Source organism: Sphingopyxis sp. GW821-FHT12C06, assembly GCF_058807415.1.
This window is the reverse complement of the sequence record NZ_JBXAQR010000003.1, coordinates 617,768-642,803: the sequence shown is the minus strand read 5'-3', so window position 1 is coordinate 642,803 and position 25,036 is coordinate 617,768. Positions and strand designations below refer to the sequence as shown.

Annotated in this window: 23 protein-coding genes; 3 read left to right on the top strand and 20 right to left on the bottom strand. The window is 63.2% G+C overall.

The genetic code is table 11. The features are described 5' to 3' along the window. Nucleotide 1: 1 nt before the first annotated feature. The 14 genes from AC1RRJ_RS11990 to AC1RRJ_RS11925 form a co-directional block, all read right to left on the bottom strand. Nucleotides 2-403: a YybH family protein gene (locus AC1RRJ_RS11990; protein WP_493122908.1), complete on the bottom strand. Its 402-nt coding sequence runs from the start codon at nucleotides 401-403 to the stop codon at nucleotides 2-4. Nucleotides 404-422: 19 nt separating this feature from the next. Next, nucleotides 423-1,466, bottom strand: a complete 1,044-nt coding sequence (locus AC1RRJ_RS11985) for a Rieske 2Fe-2S domain-containing protein (protein WP_493122906.1) — start codon at nucleotides 1,464-1,466, stop codon at nucleotides 423-425. Between the two features lie 163 nt (nucleotides 1,467-1,629). Further along, a complete protein-coding gene (locus AC1RRJ_RS11980; protein WP_493122904.1) occupies nucleotides 1,630-2,661 on the bottom strand; it encodes a Rieske 2Fe-2S domain-containing protein in 1,032 nt (343 codons plus the stop codon). After that, nucleotides 2,661-3,089, bottom strand: a complete 429-nt coding sequence (locus tag AC1RRJ_RS11975; RefSeq protein ID WP_493122902.1) for an SRPBCC family protein — start codon at nucleotides 3,087-3,089, stop codon at nucleotides 2,661-2,663. The genes AC1RRJ_RS11980 and AC1RRJ_RS11975 overlap by 1 nt, the downstream gene beginning before the upstream one ends. A gap of 2 nt (nucleotides 3,090-3,091) precedes the next feature. Further along, entirely contained in the window at nucleotides 3,092-4,429 is a 1,338-nt protein-coding gene (locus tag AC1RRJ_RS11970; protein WP_493122900.1) for an NAD(P)/FAD-dependent oxidoreductase, read from the bottom strand. Between the two features lie 2 nt (nucleotides 4,430-4,431). After that, a complete protein-coding gene (locus tag AC1RRJ_RS11965; protein WP_493122898.1) occupies nucleotides 4,432-4,899 on the bottom strand; it encodes an SRPBCC family protein in 468 nt (155 codons plus the stop codon). Nucleotides 4,900-4,970: 71 nt separating this feature from the next. Next, on the bottom strand, nucleotides 4,971-7,103 hold the full coding sequence (locus tag AC1RRJ_RS11960; RefSeq protein WP_493122896.1) for a TonB-dependent receptor: 2,133 nt from the start codon (nucleotides 7,101-7,103) through the stop codon (nucleotides 4,971-4,973). Between the two features lie 265 nt (nucleotides 7,104-7,368). Further along, nucleotides 7,369-10,050, bottom strand: a complete 2,682-nt coding sequence (locus AC1RRJ_RS11955; RefSeq protein WP_493122894.1) for a LuxR C-terminal-related transcriptional regulator — start codon at nucleotides 10,048-10,050, stop codon at nucleotides 7,369-7,371. A 130-nt stretch (nucleotides 10,051-10,180) separates the two neighbouring features. Beyond that, entirely contained in the window at nucleotides 10,181-10,888 is a 708-nt protein-coding gene (locus tag AC1RRJ_RS11950; RefSeq protein WP_493122892.1) for a type 1 glutamine amidotransferase domain-containing protein, read from the bottom strand. A gap of 263 nt (nucleotides 10,889-11,151) precedes the next feature. Then, nucleotides 11,152-12,264, bottom strand: coding sequence for an NAD(P)-dependent alcohol dehydrogenase (locus AC1RRJ_RS11945; RefSeq protein WP_493122890.1), 1,113 nt, complete (start codon nucleotides 12,262-12,264; stop codon nucleotides 11,152-11,154). A gap of 10 nt (nucleotides 12,265-12,274) precedes the next feature. After that, the gene (locus AC1RRJ_RS11940) at nucleotides 12,275-13,165 is read right to left on the bottom strand and encodes a helix-turn-helix domain-containing protein (RefSeq protein ID WP_493122888.1); all 891 of its coding nucleotides are present in this window, start codon (nucleotides 13,163-13,165) and stop codon (nucleotides 12,275-12,277) included. Beyond that, a complete protein-coding gene (locus AC1RRJ_RS11935) occupies nucleotides 13,162-14,379 on the bottom strand; it encodes a cytochrome P450 (RefSeq protein WP_493122886.1) in 1,218 nt (405 codons plus the stop codon). The genes AC1RRJ_RS11940 and AC1RRJ_RS11935 overlap by 4 nt, the downstream gene beginning before the upstream one ends. Nucleotides 14,380-14,381: 2 nt before the next feature. Further along, the gene (locus AC1RRJ_RS11930; protein WP_493122884.1) at nucleotides 14,382-16,601 is read right to left on the bottom strand and encodes a TonB-dependent receptor; all 2,220 of its coding nucleotides are present in this window, start codon (nucleotides 16,599-16,601) and stop codon (nucleotides 14,382-14,384) included. A gap of 218 nt (nucleotides 16,602-16,819) precedes the next feature. Next, nucleotides 16,820-17,701: a LysR family transcriptional regulator gene (locus AC1RRJ_RS11925; protein WP_493122882.1), complete on the bottom strand. Its 882-nt coding sequence runs from the start codon at nucleotides 17,699-17,701 to the stop codon at nucleotides 16,820-16,822. 75 nt (nucleotides 17,702-17,776) lie between these two features. Here AC1RRJ_RS11925 and AC1RRJ_RS11920 point away from each other — a divergent pair, with 75 nt between their 5' ends. From AC1RRJ_RS11920 to AC1RRJ_RS11910, 3 genes are all read left to right on the top strand, one after another. Then, nucleotides 17,777-19,225 carry an amidohydrolase family protein gene (locus tag AC1RRJ_RS11920; RefSeq protein ID WP_493122880.1) on the top strand — a complete coding sequence of 483 codons (1,449 nt, stop codon included), beginning with the start codon at nucleotides 17,777-17,779 and terminating at the stop codon, nucleotides 19,223-19,225. 1 nt (nucleotide 19,226) lies between these two features. Further along, entirely contained in the window at nucleotides 19,227-19,715 is a 489-nt protein-coding gene (locus AC1RRJ_RS11915; RefSeq protein ID WP_493122878.1) for a nucleoside deaminase, read from the top strand. Between the two features lie 165 nt (nucleotides 19,716-19,880). After that, nucleotides 19,881-20,219, top strand: coding sequence for a hypothetical protein (locus tag AC1RRJ_RS11910; protein WP_493122876.1), 339 nt, complete (start codon nucleotides 19,881-19,883; stop codon nucleotides 20,217-20,219). Between the two features lie 305 nt (nucleotides 20,220-20,524). Here the strand turns inward: AC1RRJ_RS11910 and dmpG are convergent, their stop codons facing one another. Genes dmpG through AC1RRJ_RS11880 form a run of 6 tightly spaced genes read right to left on the bottom strand, consistent with a single transcriptional unit; the run spans nucleotide 20,525 to nucleotide 25,036 of the window. Continuing rightward, on the bottom strand, nucleotides 20,525-21,547 hold the full coding sequence (gene dmpG / locus AC1RRJ_RS11905) for a 4-hydroxy-2-oxovalerate aldolase (RefSeq protein WP_493122873.1): 1,023 nt from the start codon (nucleotides 21,545-21,547) through the stop codon (nucleotides 20,525-20,527). Continuing rightward, nucleotides 21,544-22,473 carry an acetaldehyde dehydrogenase (acetylating) gene (locus tag AC1RRJ_RS11900; RefSeq protein ID WP_493122871.1) on the bottom strand — a complete coding sequence of 310 codons (930 nt, stop codon included), beginning with the start codon at nucleotides 22,471-22,473 and terminating at the stop codon, nucleotides 21,544-21,546. Before AC1RRJ_RS11900 ends, dmpG begins: the two co-directional genes overlap by 4 nt. Before the next feature lie 4 nt (nucleotides 22,474-22,477). Continuing rightward, nucleotides 22,478-23,260: a 2-keto-4-pentenoate hydratase gene (locus AC1RRJ_RS11895; protein WP_493122869.1), complete on the bottom strand. Its 783-nt coding sequence runs from the start codon at nucleotides 23,258-23,260 to the stop codon at nucleotides 22,478-22,480. A 4-nt stretch (nucleotides 23,261-23,264) separates the two neighbouring features. Continuing rightward, nucleotides 23,265-23,804: a 3-hydroxyanthranilate 3,4-dioxygenase gene (locus AC1RRJ_RS11890; protein ID WP_493122867.1), complete on the bottom strand. Its 540-nt coding sequence runs from the start codon at nucleotides 23,802-23,804 to the stop codon at nucleotides 23,265-23,267. 15 nt (nucleotides 23,805-23,819) lie between these two features. Then, nucleotides 23,820-24,260, bottom strand: a complete 441-nt coding sequence (locus tag AC1RRJ_RS11885; RefSeq protein ID WP_493122865.1) for a RidA family protein — start codon at nucleotides 24,258-24,260, stop codon at nucleotides 23,820-23,822. Continuing rightward, the gene (locus AC1RRJ_RS11880; RefSeq protein WP_493122863.1) at nucleotides 24,257-25,036 is read right to left on the bottom strand and encodes a 2-keto-4-pentenoate hydratase; all 780 of its coding nucleotides are present in this window, start codon (nucleotides 25,034-25,036) and stop codon (nucleotides 24,257-24,259) included. The genes AC1RRJ_RS11885 and AC1RRJ_RS11880 overlap by 4 nt, the downstream gene beginning before the upstream one ends.

The following is a 25,036-nucleotide window of genomic DNA, read 5'->3' as shown; positions in this document are numbered from 1 at the left end:
GTCAGACCAGCGGGCCGGGAGCGAAAAAGTCGGAATCGACCCGCCACGTATCCTCGCACCGCCGCCAGGTCGCGACATAGCGATATTCGACTTCTTCCCCGCCGCCCTTGGGCGTCAGATAGGAGTTCGAAACCTCATAGGCGAGATCACCGTCGGCGCGGATGAAACGCGGTACCTGACGCGCTTTTTCGAACGCGCCCGTAAAGCCTTCGAACAAGGCAGTGATCGCGGCGTGGCCGACGAGCGCCGGGCCTTCGCCGGCCGAGACGAGCGGTTCCATGGCGTCAGGCACATAATAATCGCGTACCAGTCCGGCGGCATCGCCGGCGGCAAAATTGCGTTCGAACAGATCGCTGCGTTCCTTGATGACGGCCTTGATCGGGTCGGGGGCGGTATTGGACATGGTGGTAACTCCAGTAAGATCAGCGAATGAAATCGGCCGAGGGGTGGGCCCGCGGATAATTTTGCAAAAAGCGGAAATATTTGCCGAGCGCGGTATCGGCCTTGGTCAGGAAACCGACGCGGTGGTGGATGCTGTCGAGGATCGGCTTGTCCTCCGCCGCGGTGCGGGCGAGGAGCATTTTTCCATAGTCGAGCCGCTCCTGAATCGTCTTGCCGCCCTCCATCTCGACATTGCGGACGAGCGCCGAGATATACACGACATGCGTCCCCGGCCGCGGCATCGAAAAGCCCGCCGCGATGCCGAGCCACCAGCCGTCGGTCATCCCCTGCTGAAGGAAGATGCTGGTACCATAAATGCCGGCCTCCCACGCCAGTTCCTCGTCATCCTGGTGCCAGGCGTCGATCTTCATGCGGAAGCCCCAATCCTCCCACGCACAGGTCTTCGATGGATCGTCGGCCTTGAAACGGAAACCATGGACGACCGCGACATGCTGGGTGTCGGGGGTGTTCGACGCGAAAATCCACGGATCGCAGTTGTAGAGTTCCGACACGAAGGCGGTGGAGACGAGTTCATCGTCGGCATATTCGAAATCGGGAAGTTGCCACAGGGGCTCGTGGCCGTTGAAGACATAGATGATGCCAAAACGCTCGGTCACCGGAAAGGTGTAGAGGCAGGCGTTCGCCGGGGGCGGAAAGCCCGCGCCGGTTTTCACGCACATGCCGTTTACATCATATTCCCATTTGTGAAACGCACACTGGACGCGGTTTTCGATGACCGTTCCGACCGCCAGATCGGCGCCGATGTGCGGGCAATAAGCGCTCTGGATCCGCGCAACACCGTCGACACCGCGATAGATCACGACGCGGCCATCGAGGAAGTCACGGCCGATGATGGTCCCGACCGGAACCTCCTCCGACAGCGCGATCGGGAACCACGACTGACTGAACAGCCCGTCCTCGCCCTCACGCGGCACGTGCATGCCGGTGACGCGCTTGCGCTCGGACACGGGGATGGGTTCGCGAACATAGAGCTTGTCCTGCGGATTGGCGGTAGGGGCGTTCATGCTTACTCTCCTGACCATATTGCAGCCGGCCCCATCGGATATGGGCCGGTCCTGAAATCGCCCGCGCCCTGTTTGCGCGGTGCGGGATGAATGCGATCATATGGTTTGAAGCGATCCGGCGTAGCCAACCAAAGGGGGGACACCGCCTCCCCCCTTCCGATCGTCAATCGTCGCTTTCCATCGCCTTCAGCTTGTCCAGTATCCGCCGCACCAAAATGCCGGCATGATCGGTTTTCAGCACGACGGGTTTCATGTCCCAGAATGCGCGCCCGGCCATGCGGTCCTGAACCGCCTTGATCATTGGCTCATCTTCCGACCGGAAGGCATAGTTAGCCAAGTCTTCCAATGCCTTGGTGACCTCTGCATTGCCGGGCTGAAAGGTCCGGAACAGCATGTAGCGATAGACGCAATTTTCGGCGTCGACCGGGGTCAGCATATGGACGCTCCCCAGATAATCGCCCTCCGCGCGGGGGCGTCCGGCCAGCGTAACCCCGACTTCCAGATAATAGGCGCCCGGCGGGTCCCAGCGCATCTCGTTCCAGTAATCGACTTTGTCGTCTGCCTGCACGACGCCCGGCAGGACGAACAGCGTCGGGGCGTCGCCATCGGGATTCCAGCGATCCGAATAGACGCGATTGCCCTCCTGCCGCGTCTTGAGCGATCCGGTGGCGATCGATTCATTGCCCAATGTGGCCGGGTGCACGAACTGGCCGTGGGTCAGGTCCATAAGGTTGTCGAGTACCAGCTCATAATCGAGCGGCTGCCGCATCACATGCTCACCCGTCATCGTGTAAACGTCGGTCTGGTTGAGCCACGGAAAGTCGGGGATCAGCGCCTCATCCGCCCGATCGGCATCGCCCATCCAGATCCAGATGAAGCGGTCGCGCTCGACCACGGGATAAGCCGGGATACGAACCGCCAGCAATTTGATATTGGGATCAAAGGGATTGTGCGCGCAGCGTCCCTCGGCGTTGAAACGCAGGCCGTGGTACGGGCATTCGATCGCGTCGCCGACGATCTTGCCCATGTGCAGCGGCGCAAAGCGATGCGGACAGGTGTCGGACAGCGCGATCACTTGCCCCGCCTCCCCACGAAACAGCAGAATATGTTCGCCGATGATCTGCGCGTGGCAGGGCTGACCCTGAACTTCGCTGCTCCACGCCGCAGCGTACCAGCAATTTCTGACGAACCCCATTATGCGCCCGTGAGCTCGCGGATCTGGGCGATGATCGACTGTTCCATCGCGGTCCACGTTTTCGCCCATTCCTCTTCGGTCACCGCAACCGGGGTGAAGGAGCATTCGATCTTCACATGACAGGCGGCGGGACCACAGGGGGTGACCCGCACATAGCCGCAATAGTCGGTGACCGGCAGGTCGCCCTCGTCGATCACACGATAGCGATAGGTGCGATCATCCTCATCCACCGCTTCCAGGCGTTCGAGCACCGGCAGGCCCTCGGCCAGATGGATCAATTTGGTGATGCCCGCGACGGGCGTGTCGCCGAAGAACTCGATCCGCTTGAACAGTCCGCCCTCAAGCTTCGCCACGCCGTGCCAGTTGATATGCTCCCACACCACCTGCGCGGGGGCCTTCACATGTTCGGCAACGGTCACAATCGGCATGATCAATTCTCCTGATAGGCGGATGCCATGCGGCGGTACGAGCGGTCGGTCGCACGGCCGAGCGGCGCCGCGACATGGCGGACAAGAAAAGGGACGGCGCAGCGCATCGGCAGCGCGCGCGGTTCAAAAATGGGCAGACGGCATGCCTCCGGATCACCGCCGCCATCGATCAGTCGCGCATATTCGCGCCCCGCAGCCGTCGCCGCTCCAATGCCCTGGCCCGAAAAGCCGCCGATCGCATGAACCCCCGGCGCCAGCGACAGCAGCCGGGGAATACGCTCGGCCGATATGGCGACGGTGCCGATCCAGAAATGCGACCAGCGCAGCGCCGGCACATCGCCGTAAAGGCGCCGCAGCTTGGCTTCATAAGGCCGCGCGACCTCGGCGGCACTCAGTCCATAGGAACGCGGCGGCAACAGCGAGGCGACGATCCGCCCTTCGGCGGTGGCCATCGACCAGAAGGGATTGCTCTTGTTGGTATCGCTGACCGGGATGCCCACCGGCATCATCCGCACCGCGACCTCGGGCGCCGGTTCCGACGCGATCATGGCCATCGGCACATGATAGCAGCAGCGTTCCAGCCCGGGCCAAAGGGTGACATTCGCCTCATAACCTTCAGTCGCAATCAGGACGCGGGAAGCCGTCACCTCGCCCACTGGCGTCTGCACCCGCCAGCCTTCGCCATCGCGATCGATGCCGATCGCCGGTTGACCGCAATAGATGGAGACCCCGGCATCACATACGGCCTCCGCCAGTCCCGTCGCATAAGCGAAGGGGTTGAGCGTTCCCGCATCGCGGTAGAGTAGTCCCTGGCTGAAACGACAGCTTCCCGTGATGCGGCGCGCCTCCGCATGATCGACGAAATCGACATCGCCGCCGCGCGCGTTCCACGACGCGGCGAGCGCACGCAGCCCCTCGGCCTCCTTCGGCAGTCCCGAGGCCACCAATATCCCCGATCGCCGCATGTCGGCCGCGATGCCGTACGTCTCGATCAGCGAGGGCACCAACCGTGCGCCATCGGCGATCATCCTGTTGAGCGCCTGTCCCGGCGCATCGCCAAGAAGCGCCTCGACATCATTCGGCGTGCGATCGAGATAGGCCGGAATCCAGCCAGCAGCGTTGCGTCCGGAAGCCCCACCGCCGGGCCGGTCGGCCTCGATGATCGCGACCGCCTTCCCCAGTTCGGCAAGGTGCAGCGCCGCCGACAGCCCCGCATAGCCTGCGCCGACGATGACGACGTCGGCCGTTTGCCGTCCGCGGAGCGACTGCCCCGGTTCAAATGGTGCGGTGTGATGCGACCAGAGCGCGGCCGATAGCGACTGCGGGTCGGACTGCGCCACGATCAGGCGGCGGCGTTTTGAGCATCGGGAGCGATATTCTCAACGAGCAGCGAAATCTCGTCCATCAGGCTCGTTTCCATCTCGGTCCATATGCGCTCCCATTCGGCGGCGGTGACGTCGACGGGCGTGTAGTCGCACTCGATCTTCAGGTGACAGGCGTGGGGCCCGGCGGGGGTAACGCGCACATAGCCGCAATAATCGGTAATCGGCAGATCGCCGACATCGAGCAGCCGGTAACGATAGCTGCGTTCTGCGGCGTTCAACTCCTCGAGCCGCTCGAGGATCGGATGGCCGCCAAAGGGATAGATGGTCTTGGTGATGCCGACCTGTTCGACATCGCCGTCGAATTCGATCTTCTCGAAGAAATCGCCGGAATATTGGTCGAGCTTCGACACGCCATGCCAGCGGACATATTGCCAGACCGCATCGGCGGGCGCGGCAAATTTTCTCGCGAGGGTTGCTCTTGCCACCGGACGCTTCCTTTCCTCAAATACGAACCCCGGTACGGTCTTGCAGGACCCGTACCGGGGTTGGCGTGGCCTTAGAAATTGATCCGTGTGCTGATGCCGATCTGCCGCGGCATGTTGCGCGCGCCGAGGCCCAATCCCGCAATATGGCCGCTGGAAGCGGGGGAGACATATTCCATGTCATATTCGACATTGAACAGGTTGGTTGCGAATGCCGCGACCTCGAACCGTTCAGTGCGATAGGTCAGGCGGGCGTTCGCCAGCCAGACGGTGTCGCGCTGATCGGCATTGTCGATCTCCCAAAAATAATGGCCGCCCGACCCGCTGATATCGAAGCGCGGGATCAACTTGCCGCCACCGCCAAGCTCGGCGGTATATTGGACCGCGGCATTGATGCTCCATTCAGGCACCTGATTGAGCCGGTTGCCCTTATAATCGCCGTTGGTGACAGTGCCGGCGAACACGCTCGTGTCATATTCGTCGATGTTGGTGCGCAATATGGTGCCGCCAAAGCTGAGGTTGAGCCCCTGCACCGGCACCGCCGTTACCTCCAGCTCCGCCCCCACGATGTGCGATTTGGGAATGGGATTGGCGATGAACTGCGCGGCACCGATGCGCAGGTCGAGGCCATAGACCTGACGGTCGGTGATCGGCGTGTAGAATGCCGCACCGTTCACATAGAGCTTGCGGTCGGCAAACACGGTTTTGAAGCCGAGTTCATAGTTCCACAATTCTTCCTTCCCGAACTGGCGCGTGACCACCGAATTATTGTTGAACCCGCCGCTGCGGAACCCCTTTGCCGCAGTCGCATAGAGGAGGTTTCCGCCTTCCAGCTTGTAAGCCAGCGACATTTTGGGCTGCAACGAACGGAACGTCGCCTCATAAACGCGGGGCAGGCCCGGAACCGCTGCATAAAGCGGTGTATAGTCGTTCTGGCGTCGATCATCGATGTCGTAGCGCAGCGCCGCGGTCACTTCGAACCGGTCGGTTACGGAATAGACGAGCTGGCCGAACACGGCATAGGCGTTGTTGTCGTCCTTGGTCGCCAGCCGGTCGGCGCGCACCGGGTCAGGAAGCCCGGTGATATCGGGGCGCAGGAACAGGCTGGTATCGATCTTCTGGTCGAGATGCAGGAAATAGACGCCCGCAACCCAGCGCAGACGCGCCGCCGCGTTACTGGACGACAGGCGCAACTCCTGCATCATCGCATTCACCCGGACATCCTGCGTCGCGGCCAGAAGGTCAGCGGGCAGCCAATCCAGATCTTCCGAGATGAAGGAACGCACCGAAGAATAGGCGGTGACCGACTGGAGCGTCACATCGCCGGCATCGAGCTTGAACTTGACCGACGCATCGCCAAGCTTGCGGGTGCCAAGGCCCAATATATTGGCAAGCACGGGCTCGCGCGGACTATTGGCCGGCCCTGTTGAATAATAGGCCGCGCCGCCCTTCTGATCGAGATAGCTGCCCGAAAAGTCGATCTCGACCCGGTCGGTCGGCCGCACCAAAAGCGAACCGCGCACCGTATAGGTTTCATCATAATCGACATTTTCATCGAGCGTCTTGTTGTATATTTGGCCATCGCGATTGCGATAGCTTGCCGCAACGCGAAGGCCGACGTCCTTGCCGATCGGTGTCGAAATGAAACCGCCGATCTTGTAATCATTGCCTTCGGCATAGCTCCCCTGAACGCTGCCCTCAAAATAGTCGCGCGGCTTGCGGGTGACGATGTTGATAGCGCCGCCCAGCGCATTGCGCCCATAAAGCGCGCCTTGCGGCCCCTTCAGAAACTCGATCTGTTCGATATCGAACAGGTCCTGCGTCAGCTGATTGGGCGAAACCTGCTGCACGCCGTCGATGACGACGGCAATCGGCGGTTCGCTGAAGCGGCTCTGGCCGATCCCGCGGATATTGACCATCGAAACGCCGGGCTGTTGTGCCTCGACGACATGGAATCCGGAAACCAGGCTGGACAGGTCGTTGACCGATGTGACCCCGGCCTGTTCCAGCGTATCGCTGCCAAAGGCCTGGATAGCATCGGGAATATCGCGGATGCTTTCGCTCTGCCGCCGCGCGGTCACGACGATGTCGCCGATACCTTCCGCACCGCTATCCGCCTCGGCGGCAGGGGCATTTTGCGCCAGCGCCGTCCCATGACCGCCCACCGTCAAAGCCAGCGCCGACGACATCATCAAAAACTTCTTCATCAGTCCCTCCTCTGTGCGCGTGTTCCTCCGCGCTGTCGGGCCGGACATGATCTTCGCCTTGTCCTGTGCCCATTTGCTCCCCCACCGGGAGATGCGATCTCGTGGTCCCTTCAAACCATGTCGGCACCCACTCCCCTAGCCCTCCAAAAGGGGGATATGGGCGCGCGCGCGCTTTGCCGGCGCGCACGGACGGGCTCCCGCCCGAAGGCCGGCCTCGCATCCTCTGTCACTCCGGAATTTTTCAGCGGAAATCCGCCCGCTTCCGTCAAATGATCAACAATTCGCGCGCTCTTGATATCGCCTGCGACTTACTGATGACCCCCAGTTTTTCATGAATTTTCTTGCGATGGCTCTTGACCGTTCCTTCGGATATCTGGAGCCGCACAGCGATCTCCTTGGTCAGATAGCCTTCAGCGATCAACGCGATGATTTCGGTCTCGCGCGGGCTCAGCGCAAAATTGGGTGTGACCACCGTCGGCCCGCGCCGCGGGCGCCGCCGCAACAGTTCATCGCCTTCGTCAAGTTCGCCCGCGCTGCGCAACACCTCGTTGACGAAGGCCGCGATCGCCTTGGGCACATGGCGACCGTTGCGCACCGACCAGTCGAATACTTCGATCAACGCCAGCCGGTTCGTGATCGCGCGTCGCATCAATCCCGACTGCATCGCCAGCCCGATCGCGACCAGCATATGCTCGACCGCCGCATTGTAGCGCCGCAGCCCGAACACCGCACGCATCGCAAGCAAGCGGAAGGTGAAACGGTGGCGCACATCGCTGTCGTCCAGATAATCCTTGTTTACGCGATCGAGCCACGCAAGCGCTTCCCCCGGGCGCCCCATGTCGAGCGCGAAACGCGCCGCTTCCATTAAAGCCTGTGCCTGGAGCCGCAGCTCGGGCAGGCTATGGCATTCGCGGCCGATCAGATCGGCAAAAACCGGATCGTCGACCCACAGTGCCGCTTCTTTCCACATCCGCGCCCGAACGAGCTCGCGCATGCGCGCGATTGCTATCGATTGAGCGAGGCGCGGCAGGTCGCGTCGCCGGGCGACTCCCTCAGCCGCGACCAGATATTCGTTCGCCGCGTCATAGCCATGGCGGATACCCGCGATCGCTGCCGCGACAGAATGACCCGTCGCGCACAACGCCATCCAGCTTCCGACATGGCTGATCTGCGACATCGTCGCCTCAATCAGCGCCTGGCTGGCTTCCAGTTCATTGGCTTCATAATGAAGCTCAGCGCGCAATATCTGGGTCGCGACGACTTCGTAGAGGCCGAAGTCGCCTTCGAGCCGCGCCAGCCGCAGCCCGTCTTCGATGCACAGCACCGCCTTGCCCACCGTATCCTGCGCCAGCGCAATATTCGCCTGCTGGATGCGCAGGAAGATCGCAACCTTGGTCGGGCCGATCTGGCGAAGTGCGTTGATGCCGATGTCGCAAATCGTCGACGCCTCCGCGAAGCGCGACAATTCGATATAAGCCATCGACAATAGCGAGGCGATGCTGGCTGCGATCACCGGGTCGGACCCCAGATGGTCAGCCATCAATTGTTCGAGCGTCGCGATGCGGGTCGCATCGACCGGGCGATCCTCGGTGATGTCGACGACAATTTCGATGATCCGGGCAAAGCCGCGCACCATTTCGGTATCAGTGCTGCTGTCGAGGAGCGTGAAGCCCTCGGTCCGGGCGCGGAACAGTTCGAACGCCTGGCGGGCCTCGTGCACATGTCCGGTCCGCACCTGAAGATAGACCTGGCTCAGGAACACCATCGGCAGTTCGCAGGCCTGCCTGAAGACCGCCGGCTGTTCGGATTCCATAAAGGGTCCGCGGCCGAGTTCGGCCAGCAGCCCTCCGGCGTCCTCGATGATCCGCGTCGCAAGCTCGCCGTCTGTCAGGCGGCTCGCGTGGCGCATCGCTTCCATCGGGAAGCCATTGTCGCGAAACCACAGCGCGGCGAAGCGCTGCAAGGTGTCGAACCGACGGGCATCTGCACAGCGCAACCGCTCGCGCAGATGCTGTCCGAACGTCGGGTGAAACACGACCCACTGCCGCGCATCGTCAAGATATTGCAGGAAATGCCCGGCACGCAGTTGATCCTCGATCACTTGCCACGAGCAAGTCTGATCGGGAATGCTGGCGAACGCCTCCGGGTTGAACCGGTTCAGGACGCTCGCGTCCATCAGCGCCGCGAGCGTGACTTCGGGGATCGCCGAACAGACGACATCGTCATAATAGTGTGCCATCGCGACTGGAATCGGACCCTGCGTTCCCTTTTCCAGCAGCCGGCGGGTTGCCGCGCCATCCTGCGCCAGAAAACGCAGGCCCGCCGCCCAGCCGTCGACGATGCGATTGATCTGGTTCACCTGCGCGCGGGGCCAATCGCTTCCCAGCAGTTCCCCCGCGGCTTCATCGGTAAAGCGGAAATGATCATGGGTGACACAATGCACCATCCCGCGCAGACGCGCATCGTGCAGCATACCGCTCCGCACGGCGTGCGCAGTGATATAGCAGCCGCTGTCGTCGGGGATGCCCAGAATGAAGGTTTCGATGAGAGTCCGGGCAGGCGGATTCTGGATCCGTTCAAATCCGTCGATGAAAATATGCGCACCTTCGGGCACGCCGGGCAGTTCTGACGGATCGAGCGCCCGCTGAAACGGCCAGTCGGTCCTGGCGACGGCGCTCCCGAATGCGATCGCAAGCTTGCCGATCAGCGTGTCGCGGTCATTATCCTCATCGGTCAGCGTAACCCAGACGACCGTGTCGCCCCGCGCCTCCAGCCGCCGGTAGTGCTGAAGCAGCGCCGTCGATTTTCCGCAGCCGGGCGGACCGAGGAGCAAATTGACTGCATCGGCATGATCGTCGAGCAGTTCGCGGACCCGCGCGACTTCGACCGCCGAGGTTTTGAGCCGCGGCGGCCGGAACAGCGCCGACGAAAAGCCGTGATCAGGCAAGGCTGCACCCTTTGACGGTGGACCCGAAATCGCCACAGGCTTCGTCAAATCCGTCCCCTCCCCGCCGGCCAGCGCCGTATCGAACCTCGCCCACCTGAACTATGTCATGCCTTCGATCGGGCGCCAAGCATCACGCCGGGGCACCGACCCTCGCAGCCAGTTGCTCCACCACCACCTGGGCAACGAACGGTGCCGACGCCGGGTTCTGCCCCGTCACCAGATTGCCGTCGACCGCAACATAGGCACCGAAAGGCTCGGCCGCGCAGCCATAGATGCCGCCGAGCTCGACCAACCGGCTTTCGGGCAGCACCGGCACGACCTTGTCGAAGGTGGTCAGTTCCTCTTCCTTGTTGCTGACCGCCGTCACCTCGCGGCCCGCAACAAGCGGCTTCCCGTCGGCAGTCAGCGCGCTCGTCAACCCGAGAACGCCATGACACACGGCCGACACGACGCCGCCAGCACGATCGATCGCTTCCGCGAGGCGGCGCACATCGACGTCGACAGGGAAATCCCATGCCGCGCCGGCTCCGCCGACATAATAGATCGCACCAAAGCCATCGGCCAAAACATCGGCAAGCCGCGGGGTCGCCGCCAATGCGGCGCTGGCCTTGGCATCCGCCTGGAAGCGCCGGCCGGCATCGGTCAGCCAGGGATCGTCGAGGCTCGCTGGGTCGAGTGGCGCCGCGCCCCCCTGCACCGACGCGAGCCGGACATCATGTCCTGCATCAACCAGCACATAATAGGCAGCGGCCAGTTCTTCGAGCCACGTGCCGGTCTTCTGCCCGGTATCGCCGAGCTCCGCGTGCGACGTCAGGACGAACAGGACGGAATCAGACATGCCAAATTTCCTCTAATCAACAAACCACCGTCAATCTGCATCATTGGCGGGGGCATGGCAGCTCAACCAAAGGGGGGATGCGAACGGCGGCATCCACTCCGCGCGGCGCACGAAAACACACGAAAACCTCGGGCATCGGGCGCGATTGGGAGGCTTCAGCCCCCCCCTGCCGACTTTTGAATCCGTTGAAGCGCCCAAGCAAACTGCCACGGACATGATCGCCGCAGCGTCCGCCGCCGAGCCGAGCTTGCCCGGCTCGTGTTTCAGGGGATCAGCACAACCTTGATGCATTCGCCGCGCGCCTGCGCGGCGATCGCCGTGTTGATCTGGTCGAGCGGGAAGGTCTTGATGAGCTTGTCGAACGGGAAACGCCCCGCCGCATGATGCGCGATAAGTTCGGGAATGAAGCTCTGTGGATCGCTGTCACCCTCGATGATCCCGATAATGCGGTGGCCCGGGGTCATCAGCGCGGCAATATTGACGCTGATCGCGGCGCCTGCCTTCGACGGCACACCGACGAGCCCAATCGCACCATGGCTTCCCAGCGCAGCGAGACCGGCCTCGATGACGGGAACGACGCCGCTGGTGTCGAAGGCGAAGTCGAGCCCCGCCGGAACGATCGCGCGCAGCGCCGCGGTCAGATCATCCGCCCCGGCCGGATCGATGACATGGGTAGCGCCAAGACCGGTCGCGATCGCGCGTCGCGCGGCGACCGGTTCGACGAGGATGATCGTGTCGCAACCCTGAATCACCGCGCCCATCACCGCGGCAAGACCGACCGGGCCACCACCAAAGATCGCGATGGTCGATCCGGCCGGACAGGCCAGCGAACGCATCACCCCGCCTGCGCCGGTCTGGAACCCGCAGCCGAGCGGCCCGAGCAATTCGAGCGCGACCTTCGACGTGTCGACCTTCACGACATTGCGCGCACGCGTAACGGTGAGCGCCGAGAAGGAGGATTGGCCGAAGAAATGCGAGGTGAGGCGCGCGCCATCCTTCGCATAAGCAGTCGATCCGTCCTCGAGCCTCATCCCGGCATAGTTCAGCGGTACGAAGCTCTGGCAATAGCTCGGCAGACGCTCGGCGCAACGCGGACAAGCGCCGCAGCTGGAGAAACCGATGACGACTTCATCGCCCACCGCAAGGCCTTCAACCCCCTCGCCCACCGCCTCGATCACCCCTGCCCCCTCATGGCCGAGCACGCCGGGAAGCGCGAAGGGGGCTAGCTGGTCGCGGAAGATCAGGTCGGTATGGCACAGTCCGACACCGGTGATGCGGACGCGCACCTCGCCTGCGCGCGGCGCCTCGACCGCGATCGTCTCGATGGTGAAATCGCCGCCGGGCTGATGCGCCACGGCTGCTTGTGCCTCGGTCATATCTGTCTCCTCAATCGAGCCGCCGCGCTTCCTGCTGGCGATAGCTGCTCGGCGCCATGCCGAACCAGGCGCGAAAGGCGCGGCTGAAATGGCTTTGGCTGGTGAAACCCGTCGCTTCCGACAGCGCCGCGAGGCTGAGGTCGGTCTGGACCAGCATTTGCTGCGCGCGGTCGAGCCGCGCCTTCATCACATATTGATGCGGCGAGATGCCCGTCGCCTTTTTGAACAGGCGACAGAAATGCGGCGGCGTTACCCCCGCCACCGCAGCCATCGCCTCGAGACTATGTTCCTCTGCCGGGTTCGCGAGCACAGCATTCATGATCTTGTGGAGTCGGTAGGCCGAAAAATCGGACACCGGAATCTCGACCGGATTGCCGTGTGCGGGCGGCCCCGACAGGATATGCGCCTTCAGCGCCCCCACCATTGCCGCGACATAGGCGGTGCGCTCTTCGGCCTGCGGGGCATAAAGTTCGGCAAGAATCTGACGCGTCAGCGCGACCCCCAGCGGGTCGGCAAAGGCAAAGCGCAGCTTGTTGAACTGATCGGCATAGGGCTGCCCCGCAAGCACGTCCGATGACATCGACAGGGTGACGACGTCGAGCTCACCATCGACGAGCCAGCCGGTCGGCATCCCGGCCGGGACGATCGTCGCGCATCCGGGGATCGAACTCGTCTCGGTCCAGCCGTCGCGGTCCCAGGTCTTCACCTGCGGCTTGCCCGCAACATGGACGGTGAAGATCGGCTGCGGCAGCGCGGGCAGAGTATAGCTCCCAACGAACTGGCGCCAGCGACACAGCGACCAGCCATCGCCGATCGACCCCATCTCGACGTCGGGCGCGCGGCCCAGAACGTCGCAGATGATTTCCTTGTTCTGCCAGTCACTGCCTTGTGCTGTCGTCACGCCACCAGCCTGACCTTGAGCCGTTTAAAGCCGTTGATGAAGTTGGAACGCACGCGATCGGGCGTGCCCACCACTTCGAAGCGGCGAACATGCCGCGCCATCTGCGCAAAGGCCAGCCGCAATTGCATCTCGGCCAGTCGCGATCCGACGCAAACATGGGTGCCCGCGCCGAACGCCAGATGCTGACGGATCGGCCGCGTCACGTCGAAAGCGTCGGGGTCGGCGAAGACCGCCTCGTCGCGGTTGCCGCTCGGGTAGAAGACGACGACCTTGTCGCCCTTGCGGATCACCTGCCCGCCCAATTCGGTATCGCGCGTCGCGGTGCGGCGCATGTGGATCACCGGGCTGGCATAGCGGACCATTTCCTTGACCGCATTCGGCAGCAAGCCGGGGTCGGCACGAATCGCATCCCATTGGCCCGGATTATTCGCGAAAGCGATGATGCTGTGGTTGATCGAATTGCGCGTCGTCTCATTGCCACCAACGAGCGCGAGGATCAGATTGCCGACGAAATCGCCGAGCGGCACCGGTTTCCCCTGTATTTCGGTATTGGCAAGCAGCGAGGCGATGTCGGGACCGGGGTTGGCGCGGCGTTCGTCGAACAGCGCCCCCGAGAAGGCCATGAACTCGCCGAGAATTTGTCCCATCGCCTCAGGCGACTGGCGGAATTCGGGATCATCCTCGCCGACGAAGGCATCGGTCCAGCGGTGAAGATCGTGCCACGTCTCGGGCGGCACGCCGAGCAGTTCAGCGAGCGTTAGCAAGGGCAGCGGCACGGTGAACAGCGGCAGGATATCGACCGCCTCACCCAGCGGCACATCGGCGATGAGTCGTTCTACCCGGCTTGCAATCCTCGCCTCAATCCCTTCGAGCCGCCCCGGCGACAGCGCGGGCATCACAAATTTACGATATTGGGTATGCGTCGGCGGATCGTGCGAGATGAAGGGAATGCCGATCGCCGCTTCGCCCGCACCGGTCAGCCCGACCTCATTCTCGTTGAAAATGCGATGCCCGCCATTGGCGTGGGCGGAGGAGAAGAGATCGGCCTGACGCGACACCGCGACGATATCGTCGAACCCCAGCACCGCCCAGAAACCCGCGCCATCGCTTTCCGGATTCCAGTGGACCGAGCCCTTGGCGCGCAGCTCCGCAAGCGCGGTATAGGGCATGCCGCCGACATAGAGATCGGGGTCCTTGAGGTCGACGGCGGCCATCGTCAGAAGCCGTAGCGCAGCGAAACGCCATAGGTCCGCGGCGCGCTGGGCACGAGGAAGTTGTACGGGAAGCCCGCCCCGCGCAGATCAAGACCATAGCCATAGGTTTTGCGCTCGAAGAGATTGTTGGCGAACGCGCGGATCGTCAGATGGTCGTTGCTCCAGCTCAGCGACGCATTGACCTTGGCGTTGGCACCCTGTTGCAGTTCCGCATTGACCTGCGGCGTGCCCGGAGCGTCGATATCATTGAACGGCGAGAAATATTGGCGGCTTGAGTAAGCGACATTGGGCGCAAAGGTCAGCGTACCGCCGCCGATTTGGGCCACATCCCAGTCGAAACCGAATTGCGCAGTGAGTTTGGGTGCGAAGGGAAGTGAATTGCCCGACAGGTCGGCGCCTTGCAGCGTCAGCTCCTTATATTTCGAGTGGAGCCAGCCCAGCGCGGCGTTGATCCGCAATCCGTCGACGGGGCGTAGCGTCGTTTCGACCTCGAACCCGTAAACCTCCGACGACGGCGCATTGACGAGGAAGGAAACCGGCCCCGCGCGCGTGTCCTGCAATTGCTGGTTCGAATAGTCGTAATAGAAAGCGGAAGCGGCATAGGTCAGCAATCGCCCGCCCGCGCGCCCCTTGATCCCGACCTCATAGGCGTTGACGCGCTCGGGCTCGATATAGCCGATCCCCGCCGACGAGGTATAACCGCCGCCATTGACCGCGCCGGCGCGATAGCCGCGGTTGTAGCTGACATAGACGAGCGGGCCGTCGTCAAAGGTGTAGCTCAATGCCACACGCCCGGTCAGTGCATTATTGGTGTCGGCGAGCGCGAAACGCGCGGCCGGATTATAGGCGCAAGTGCCCGCCACCCCCGGACAAGGCACCGTCGTTGCAATCGGCGTCGGCACATCGTCGATCCCGCCGACGAACAAATAGGCAAAGGCGTCGTCGTAGCGCGACTTGTCCTTGGTATAGCGCGCGCCGATCGTCAGAACGAGCCGGTCGGCAAGGTCAATGTCAGCCTGCCCGAACACCGCATAGCTTTTGCGCACCTGCCGGTAGTGCTGGAAAAAGCCGCCCGCCGGGGGCAGCGGCAGGTTGAAGCGGTTGTCGGTGACGTTGCGGTCCCAGCCATAGAAAAGTCCGCCGACGAAGGTGATACCGTCGCCGTTATAATTGGCGCGTAATTCCTGGCTGAACTGGCGGTAGTTCGAGCGCCAGTTGATATCGAGCAGGTCGAGCGGCGAACCGTCGGCGGCCTGCTGCAAATCCTGCTTGCCGCCGTCGTAGCTGGTGATCGAGGTCAGGCTCAGCGTATCGCTGAGTTCGAGCGCGATATTGGCCGAAAAGCCCCACGCGTCGGTGTTGTTGTCGCCGATCCGGTTCTCGTTCGTCTCGAAGAAACCCAGCCCGGCGCGAAAGGGTTCAAGCCCGTGCACCGCGGCCTGTGTCCCGCGATCGCGCCCGGCATAGGCGCGCAGCACCACGTCGAGACTCTCGGTCGGCTTGACGCGGAGCGACACGCGGCCCTGCAACGTATCAACCGACGCCGCGTCGCGGCCGCCTGGAAAGACGTTTTTGATCTGCCCGTCGCCCTTGGCGTAATTCACCGCGAGGCGCAGTCCCGCAACATCCTCGGCCAGCGTCGCCTCGACCGCGCCCTGCGCGGTGATCGTATCGTAATTGGCATAGCCGAGCTGGACATAGCCATTGGTGCCCGACAGATCCGGCTTCCTGGTGATGAAGTTGATTGCGCCACCGGTCGTGTTGCGGCCGAACAACGTCCCCTGCGGCCCGCGCAGCACTTCGATCCGGTCGAGGTCGAACAGCCCCATCCCGTGGCTGGTACGCGGCGCGAGATAGACATCGTCGAGATAGACCCCCACCGGAGAGGCCTGATTGCTGTTATATTCGTTGGCGACCCCGATCCCGCGCAGCGAGAAGTTCGGCTGGGTGTTGCCATAGGGGCTGTTGATCTGAAGATTGGGAACCGCTTCGCCCAGTTGGGCCGAATTGGTGATCCCGCGTTCGGTCAGCGCATCGCCTCCGAGTGCGGTGACCGCCAGCGGCACGTCGAGCAGCGACTGTTCGCGGCGTTGCGCCGTGACGACGATGTCGCCGTCGCTCGCGCCATCGGCTGCAGGCTGCGCGTCCTGCGCCATCGCCAGCGTCGATGTCGAAACCGCCAGCGCCGCAAGCGACGCGCGTATAAATGACAAAGCTGCCACAATCCTTCTCCCTAAAAATCGGAGCTTCTGCGAGCCCGGTTGAGAGAAAATCTAGGGCATCCGATACCCTCTGGCTTTAGCCCCGCTTGCAACGAGTTTTGACATTTCTTGCGCCCGGTTGTGCGTCCCGCGCAAAATTCCGGCCCATTTATCCAGGGCCAACGTCACCACTCGCCGCGGCGCTGTCCAAATCGTACAGCGACCAAGGGCTCATCACATCATCCGATGCTATGGAAGCGATCGACCAGCACATCCGTCATTTGATCGACGAGCGCCCCGATCGGTCCTTCCTTTTCCCACGCATAGATCGAGGCGACCATCGGCGTCGCCACGCCAAGGTCGGCATAGGGCCTGATCCGGTGATCGGCCGCCGCGCCCTTAGGCAGTAGCGATATGCCCAGCCCGGCTTCGACTGCGACAAGAACGCTGCCAAGACTGTTGCCGGTGAAGGCAATGTACCAGCGACGGCGCGCCTGCTCGATCCTCTCGAACATGGCGTCGCGATAGAGTCCTCCGGCGGGGAACGTCACAAGCGGGATCGGGTCGGACCATGGAAGTACGCGTTCCGTACTTTCGAACCAGCCCATCGCCTCCGGGAAGGTCGCACGATGATCGGCACTGGCGGCTTCCTCCTTGACGACCACGATGTCGAATTCGCCCGCGCGGAAACGATGGCTCAGGTCGCGGCTCAGCCCCGTGGTCACCTCCAGACGCACTTCGCGATGCCCCTCTGCGAAATGCGCGAAAATACGGTTCATCGCCGACGTGACAATATCTTCAGGAACGCCGATCCGGATCGCCGCCGTACCCGCGCGGTCCGCCAGCACGGTTTCGGCCTCGCGCTGGAGCGCGAGGATGCGGCGGGCGTAGCCGACCAGACGCTCTCCTGATGCGGTCACGCGGACCGGTCGGGCCGCGCGGTCGATCAGCATCTGGCCGACCGCTTGCTCCAGCCGTCCCAGTTGCTGGCTGATGGTCGATTGTGTGCTGTGCAGTTGTTCAGCCGCCAGCGTGAAACTGCCGCTATCGACGATGGCGACGAAGGCGCGAAGAAGGCGAGGGTCGAGCATCACGGCATTATGAACATAAATGAAATCCATTTAAACATCGCATTGGAGAATGTCTCCACGCGCCGCTATCAGATCCCGTAACTCCATAGTTCGGGATAGCCACGCATGAGAACGCTTCTGGTCGCCGCGCTTGCAGCGCTTGTCCTCGCTCCACTTCCGGCAGCGGCAAAAGGCCGTGCCGACATATTGATCCGTCACGCCACCATCGTCGATGTCGAACGCGCGCGTCTGCTATCGGATCAGGCCGTGGTGACCTCGGGCGACAAAATCGTTGCAGTGGGCAGCGACGCCGAGGTCGCGAAGCAATGGACCGCCAGGCGGACCGTCGATGCCGGCAACCGCTATCTGATCCCCGGCTTGTGGGACATGCATGTCCATTTCGGCGGCGGGCCGCAGTTGATCGCCGAGAATCAGGCGTTGCTCCCGCTCTATGTCGCGCACGGCATCACGACGGTGCGCGATGCTTCGGGCGATCTTCCCGACGATGTGCTGCGCTGGCGCGGTGCAATCGCGGAGGGCAGTTTGTTCGGTCCCACCTTGCTGAGTTCGGGCCCCAAGATCGAAGGTCTCAAACCGGTCTGGAAAGGGACGATCGAAACGGGATCGCAGACCGATGTCGATAGCGCGGTAGCGCGGCTGAAGGCACTCAATGTCGATTTTGTAAAGATCACCGACAGCGCATTGACGCCCGACCTGTTCCTTTATGCGGTGGGCCAAGCGCGCGCCGCTGGCTTCCGCGTTTCGGGGCATATTCCGATGGCACTGACGGTGAGGCAAGCTGTCGATGCCGGGATCAGTTCGATCGAGCATCTCGATTATGCGTTCAAGGCTGGCGTGAAGGACGAGGCCGCGATTGCCGCCGATTTCGCCGCGGGGCGCATCGATCGCGCCGAAGCCAACCGCCGCCTCGACGCGGGCTTTGATCCCGAAACGGCAATGGCCGCCTATCGCAATCTCGCGGCCAGGCGCGTCTTTGTAACACCAACGCTGAACGGCGGGCGGATCATCGCCTATCTCGATCAGGACGACCATCAGAATGACGATTATCTGAGCCTGATCGGACCGGGACTTCGCGCGACCTACAACTGGCGCGTCGAGCGCGCCGCCAAAGTCGACGCGGCGGCGGTCGCGGCGCGCCACGCGCATTTCGAGCGTGAAGCTGCGGTGCTGCCGATGCTTCAGGCAGCGGGCGTAACGATCATGGCGGGGACAGACGCGGGCTTCCTCAACTCGTTCAACTATCCCGGGATCGGCCTGCATGACGAACTGACGCTTTTCGTCGAAAAAGGCCTGACCCCGGCGCAAGCGCTGGCCTCTGCGACACGCGCCGGCCCCGACTGGTTCGGCAAGCTCGATCACTATGGTTCGGTCGATCGCGGCAAGGCCGCGGATCTTGTGCTGCTCGACCGCAATCCGCTGGAGGATATCGCCGCAACGCGGGCAATCCATGCGGTGGTCCTGCGCGGCACCTTGCACGACCGGGCCGCGCTCGACGGCATGCTCGCCGATACGCGCGCCAGGGTCGCCGCCTGGAATGCCGAGGCAGCTCAGTAAGATGGCCGGGCTTGGCAAGACGGAAACCGGGCATTTCCTCCGTGAAGCGATCGCCCTCGCCTATGCCAATGCCCAAAAAGGCGGCCGGCCGTTCGGTGCCGTCGTCGTCAAGGATGGCGTGATCGTTGCGACAGGCGTGAACGAAATCGCCGCCACCGGCGATCCGACCGCCCATGCCGAACTGGGCGCGATCCGCGCCGCGAGCCGGGAACTGGGGACGCCCAACCTCGAAGGCTGCGCGGTCTTCGCCAGCGGCCATCCGTGCCCGATGTGCATGGCGGCGATGCGCCTCGCCGGGATCGGCGAGGTCGCCTATGCCTATGACAATGACGATGGCGCGCCCTTTGGACTTTCGACCGCGGCGATCTATGCCGATCTCGCAAAGCCATTCTCCGAACAGTCGATGACGATCCGCCACATCCCGGTACGGCTAGAAACGCAGACGAACCTCTATGCCGACTGGCAACGGATGCAGGGCGGGAGCGCATAGATCGACCTAGCGCAATCGCACCGCCGGCAGGGTGCACCCAATCTCTACGTCGTCATCGCCCGCGACAGGACAGATTGTGAACTCCCGAGGTGAAGATGCTCATGTGGTAATGTTGATCGCACCGCTATAGGAGGGCCGGGCCAATTCAGGCATTCAGGTAGACGCATGGCCCGCAAACACTCAAAACATGATCCCTATGGAGATTTGCATCGCGAGGAAGAGACTCCCGCAGCGATCATATCCTGCTGGCTCTGCGCCCGCCCCACGGGCAAGACCATTGTCTGGCACCATCCCGTACCGAAGAGCCGCGGCGGCCGCGATGTGGTGCCCATGCACCCTATTTGCCAGCAAACGCTGATTGCCAATTTCACCAATTCCGAACTGCAGCGCCACGGGATGGATGTGGAAGGCCTGCTGGACAACCCCAATGTCCGCAAATTTGTCGATTGGGTGGCGAAAAAAGACCCCGATTTCACCGCAACTACGGCCAAGAAGCAACGCTGATCGGGCTGCGCGTTCGGCCTCCACTCCTCATGCCGGACAGTCTGTGCATCTTTCGGGACTCCGCGAATTTTGGCAAAGAGACGATATGCGCACCCGACTGAGCATTTGCTTAAAGAAGATTTCCTATCGATCAGAGGAAGAGGCCCTCATCGTCGTGCGGCGCTCCGAATGGCAGATCCGCACATATCGCTGTGACCGTTGCCGCAAGTTCCACTTGACGAGCCGCACAAAGGGCAAGCCTTCACCTCGGTGAGGTAAAGGCGCCCTAAGGCGAAGCCCCGGCCAACCTCAATATGGCACAACGCCTATTGTTTCAGCATGTCCAGCGCGACATCGACGATCATATCTTCCTGCCCGCCAACCATCTTGCGGCGGCCAAGTTCGACAAGAATGGCGCGCGTATCCAGCCCATGGTCAGTCGCCGCTTTCTCGGCATGGCGCAGAAAACTGGAGTAAACTCCCGCATAGCCCAGCGTCAGCGTCTCGCGGTCGACGCGCACCGGGCGGTCCTGTAGCGGGCGCACCAACTCCTCGGCGGCGTCCATCAGCGCGAACAGGTCGCAGCCATGGTTCCAGCCATGGACTTCAGCAGCCGCAATGAAGACTTCGAGCGGGGCATTGCCCGCCCCTGCCCCCATGCCCGCGAGGCTGGCGTCGACGCGGATCGCACCATTCTGAACCGCGACGATGCTGTTCGCGACGCCGAGGCTGAGGTTGTGGTGGGCGTGGACCCCGCGCTGGGTCTCGGGCTTCAGCACCCGGTCATAGGCCGCGAGGCGCGCGGCATATTGATCCATCGTCATCGCGCCGCCGCTGTCGGTGACATAGACGCAGTGGGCGCCATAATCTTCCATCAGCTTGGCCTGGCTCGCGAGCGCGTCGGGCGCCGACATATGGCTCATCATCAGGAAGCCCGAGACGTCCATGCCGAGGTTCCGCGCCGCCTCGATATGCTGCTTCGACACATCGGCCTCGGTGCAATGCGTCGCGATGCGTACCGACCGCACGCCAAGCTCATAGGCGCGTTTCAGGTCATGCACCGTCCCGATGCCGGGGAGGAGCAAGGTCGTGAGGATGCTATGTTCGAGCACCTCGGCGACCGCGCCGATCCAGTCCCAGTCGGTGTGGGCGCCGAAACCATAGTTGAAGCTCGATCCCTGAAGCCCGTCGCCGTGCGCGACCTCGATCGCATCGACCTTGGCGCGGTCGAGTGCCTTGGCGATCGCCTTCACATGATCCAGCCCATATTGATGGCGGATCGCGTGCATCCCGTCGCGCAGCGTGACGTCCTGAATATAGAGTTTGGTGGTCGTGGGATCGAAGCTCATGCAGCCATCCTTTCCGCAATCTTCTCGGCGGTCCGCAGCGCGGCCGAGGTCATGATGTCGAGGTTGCCGGCATAGGCGGGCAGATAATGCGCCGCGCCTTCAACCTCGAGGAAGACGCTGACCTTCAGGCCGGTGAAGCTGCCGCCCATTTCGGGGATATGCAGCGGCGCGTTGCTGCCGATGCTTTCGAACTGCACCGCCTGCTTGAGCCGATAACCGGGGACGTAGGACTGAACCTCGGCCACCATCGCCTCAACCGACTGGCGGATCGCGGTGCGGTCGCCATCGTCGCAGAGGCAGTAAACGGTGTCGCGCATGGTCAGCGGCGGTTCGGCGGGATTGAGGACGATGATCGCCTTGCCCCGCGCCGCGCCGCCGACATCGACGATTGCCTGGCTGGTCGTCTCGGTGAACTCGTCGATGTTCGCGCGGGTGCCGGGACCGGCGCTTTTCGACGCGATCGACGCGACGATCTCGCCATAATGGACCTTGGCGACGCGGTTGACGGCCGCGACGATCGGGATCGTCGCCTGCCCGCCGCAGGTCACCATATTGACGTTGGGCGCATCCAGATGCGCGTCGCCGTTGACCGGCGGGATGGTATAGGGCCCGATCGCCGCCGGGGTCAGGTCGATCACGCGCTTGCCGTGCGCGATCAGCACCTCGCTGTGGCGCTTGTGCGCGCCCGCCGAGGTCGCATCGAAGACGATGGCGATGTCGGCAAAGCCCGGCAGCGCGATCAGCCCGTCGAGGCCTTCGGCAGTGATTGCTACGCCCAGCCGTTCGGCACGTTTCAGCCCGTCGGATTCGGGATCGATGCCAACGAAGGCGCCCATTTCGAGGGTCTTCGACAGGCGCATCACCTTGATCATCAGGTCGGTGCCGATATTGCCCGATCCGATGATCGCCACTTTGGTCTTGGTCACCGTATCAACCCTTTGCGTAGGAAAAGCGGCACACGCCGATACCGGCGATCTTCGCTTCGACATGATCGCCCGGCGCCAACGCGACCATCGGTCCCAGCGCGCCCGCGAGCAAGATATCGCCCGCCTTCAGCGGCTCGCCGCGCGCCGCGAGCGTCTGCGCGAGCCAGGCTGCAGCGTTGAGCGGATTGCCCAGCGCCGCGGCGCCGACTCCAGTCGAGACGACCGCGCCATTGATGAGCATCTCCATCGCCGCGCCTTCGAGGTCGAGCCCGGCGAGCGTAAGCCCCGCATCGGCGAGAACGAAAAAGGCCGACGAGCCATTGTCGGCGACGGTGTCGGCAAAACTGATTTTCCAGTCGGTGATGCGGCTGTCGACGATTTCGATCGCGGCGTGGACGCTGGCGACGGCAGCCGCGACCTGCTCGACGCCCGTATCGGCATCGGGAAGGTCGGCGCCGAGGATGAAGGCAATCTCGGCCTCGGCCTTGGGCTGAAGCGTGCGCGCGGGGTCGAGGTGGCCGCCATCGGCGATCCGCATATCGTCGAACAGCACCCCGAAATCGGGCTGATCGACGCCGAGCTGGGTCTGGACCGCCTTCGCCGTCAGCCCGGCCTTGCGCCCGACAATCCGCCGCCCCTGCGCTTCCCAATAGCGCGTGTTGATCGTTTGCACCGCATAGGCGCCGTCGACGTCGGTCGGCTCGAGCGCATCGCGCAGCGGCGCGATGGCGCCGCCCGAATAGGCATCGCGCAGGCGGCGGGCGACGGCTTCATGGCTGATCGTCATCGCGTCAGTCCGCCGCCGGCGGAGCAGATTTGCCCGGGTGGACCGCGCCGCAGCCACCGCAGGTGCGCAATTCCTCGCTGGCGTAGAAGGCCTCGAACAGCGGCGGCAGGTCGCGCACGATGCTTTTGAGCTGGACCTCGACGCGGTGGACGATGGCGCCGCACCCGTCGCAATACCATTGGAAGGCATCGATCAGCCCGTCGGGACGCTTGCGCTCGATCACCAGCCCGACGCTGCCCGCGACGGGGCGCTGCGGCGAATGCGGGACGTTCGGCGGCAACAGGAAGATGTCGCCTTCGCGGATCGGCATATCCTTGGGGCCCTCGTCGGTCCACAGCCGCAAATTCATGTCGCCTTCGAGCTGGTAGAAAAACTCCTCCAGCGGATCGACATGATAGTCGCTGCGCTGGTTGGGACCGCCAACGACGGTGACGATGAAATCGGCATCCTCCCAGATTTGCGCATTGCCCACGGGGGGCTTCAGCACGTCGCGATGCTCCGCGATCCATTCGCGGAAGTTAAAGGGCAGTCCATAGGTCAGCATGAGCGCTATCCTCTCTCAAATCGTGTCGGCGCGCGGGATGAAGGCGGTCGCCTTGATCTCGATCAGCAGGTGCGGATGGGGAAGCTGGTGGACGGCGACGGTCGTGCGCGCCGGGCCGGCTTCGTCAAAATATTCCGCGTAAACGGCGTTATAGCCGCCAAAGTCATTCATGTTGACGAGGAAGCTCGTCACATCGACGACATCGGCGAGCGATCCGCCGGCATCGGCAAGGATTGCGGCAATATTCTCGATCACCGCGCGCGTCTGTTCGTCAATGTCGAGGCTGACCGTGCCAAATTCGTCGGCCGAGGCGCCCGCGAAACTATTGTCGGCGCGGCGCGAGCTTGTGCCCGACACAAAGACGAAATCGCCGGCGCGGCGATAGTGCGGAAAGCGGCCGCGCGGGCGCGCCTTGCCGGGTATCACCCGTCCCCCATCATTTTTGGCCCCGCTCATGCCGCACCGCCTTCGATTGTGAAACCCACCCGGCCCAGATGCCCGGCGTCGAGCGACACCGTGCGCGCCGCGCCGATCGCCGCCGCAGCGGTCGCGCCGCCCAGCATCACGGTCCAGCCCGGCTGGAGCACCAGCCCCGCCGCGCCCGCCAGCCGTGCCGCCGCGACCAGCGAACGGATCGGGTCGCCCAGGATCGCGGCGCTCGACCCGGTTTCGGCGACCGCATCGTCGACGCGCATCGCCATCGCAACATCGCCAACATCGGTATCCGCGGCCAGCCAGGGACCGACGACAAAAGCCGAAGAGGAGGCGTTGTCGGCGATCACATCGCCGAGCGCGAAACGGAAATTCTCGTACCGGCTGTCGATGATTTCGAGCGCCGCAGCGACGGCATCGACCGCCGCCAGCGCTTCCTCGCGCGTCACTTCGCCGGTCAGCGGCGCCTTCAGCCGTACGGCAACCTCGGGCTCGACGCGCGGATGGATGAAGCGCGCGCGGTCGATTGCGCTGCCGTTCGGCACGACCATGTCGGAGGTCAAACGCCCCCAAATCTGATCCTTCAGCCCCATTTGCACCATCTTGGCTTCGCTGGTGAAACCCATCTTCACGCCAACCAGTGTCGCACCGCGCGCCAGCCGATGGTCGATCGCGGCGCGCTGGATTTCATAGGCGTCGGCGAGCGACAATTCGCCCTCCTCGCCCGTTATTTGCGGGATCGCCCGCGCTTCGCGCGCGGCGTCGTCGAGCCTTGCAGCGATTGCGATAATGTCGGCCAT

Excerpts from the sequence above, each read along its gene's own strand:
- AC1RRJ_RS11990 (WP_493122908.1), bottom strand. The coding sequence starts at position 403 with ATGTCCAATACCGCCCCCGACCCGATCAAGGCCGTCATCAAGGAACGC.
- AC1RRJ_RS11985 (WP_493122906.1), bottom strand. The coding sequence starts at position 1,466 with ATGAACGCCCCTACCGCCAATCCGCAGGACAAGCTCTATGTTCGCGAA.
- AC1RRJ_RS11980 (WP_493122904.1), bottom strand. The coding sequence starts at position 2,661 with ATGGGGTTCGTCAGAAATTGCTGGTACGCTGCGGCGTGGAGCAGCGAA.
- AC1RRJ_RS11975 (WP_493122902.1), bottom strand. The coding sequence starts at position 3,089 with ATGCCGATTGTGACCGTTGCCGAACATGTGAAGGCCCCCGCGCAGGTG.
- AC1RRJ_RS11960 (WP_493122896.1), bottom strand. The coding sequence starts at position 7,103 with ATGAAGAAGTTTTTGATGATGTCGTCGGCGCTGGCTTTGACGGTGGGC.
- AC1RRJ_RS11950 (WP_493122892.1), bottom strand. The coding sequence starts at position 10,888 with ATGTCTGATTCCGTCCTGTTCGTCCTGACGTCGCACGCGGAGCTCGGC.
- AC1RRJ_RS11945 (WP_493122890.1), bottom strand. The coding sequence starts at position 12,264 with ATGACCGAGGCACAAGCAGCCGTGGCGCATCAGCCCGGCGGCGATTTC.
- AC1RRJ_RS11935 (WP_493122886.1), bottom strand. The coding sequence starts at position 14,379 with ATGGCCGCCGTCGACCTCAAGGACCCCGATCTCTATGTCGGCGGCATG.
- AC1RRJ_RS11925 (WP_493122882.1), bottom strand. The coding sequence starts at position 17,701 with ATGGATTTCATTTATGTTCATAATGCCGTGATGCTCGACCCTCGCCTT.
- AC1RRJ_RS11920 (WP_493122880.1), top strand. The coding sequence starts at position 17,777 with ATGAGAACGCTTCTGGTCGCCGCGCTTGCAGCGCTTGTCCTCGCTCCA.
- AC1RRJ_RS11915 (WP_493122878.1), top strand. The coding sequence starts at position 19,227 with ATGGCCGGGCTTGGCAAGACGGAAACCGGGCATTTCCTCCGTGAAGCG.
- AC1RRJ_RS11910 (WP_493122876.1), top strand. The coding sequence starts at position 19,881 with ATGGCCCGCAAACACTCAAAACATGATCCCTATGGAGATTTGCATCGC.
- dmpG (WP_493122873.1), bottom strand. The coding sequence starts at position 21,547 with ATGAGCTTCGATCCCACGACCACCAAACTCTATATTCAGGACGTCACG.
- AC1RRJ_RS11895 (WP_493122869.1), bottom strand. The coding sequence starts at position 23,260 with ATGACGATCAGCCATGAAGCCGTCGCCCGCCGCCTGCGCGATGCCTAT.
- AC1RRJ_RS11890 (WP_493122867.1), bottom strand. The coding sequence starts at position 23,804 with ATGCTGACCTATGGACTGCCCTTTAACTTCCGCGAATGGATCGCGGAG.
- AC1RRJ_RS11885 (WP_493122865.1), bottom strand. The coding sequence starts at position 24,260 with ATGAGCGGGGCCAAAAATGATGGGGGACGGGTGATACCCGGCAAGGCG.
- AC1RRJ_RS11880 (WP_493122863.1), bottom strand. The coding sequence starts at position 25,036 with ATGGCCGACATTATCGCAATCGCTGCAAGGCTCGACGACGCCGCGCGC.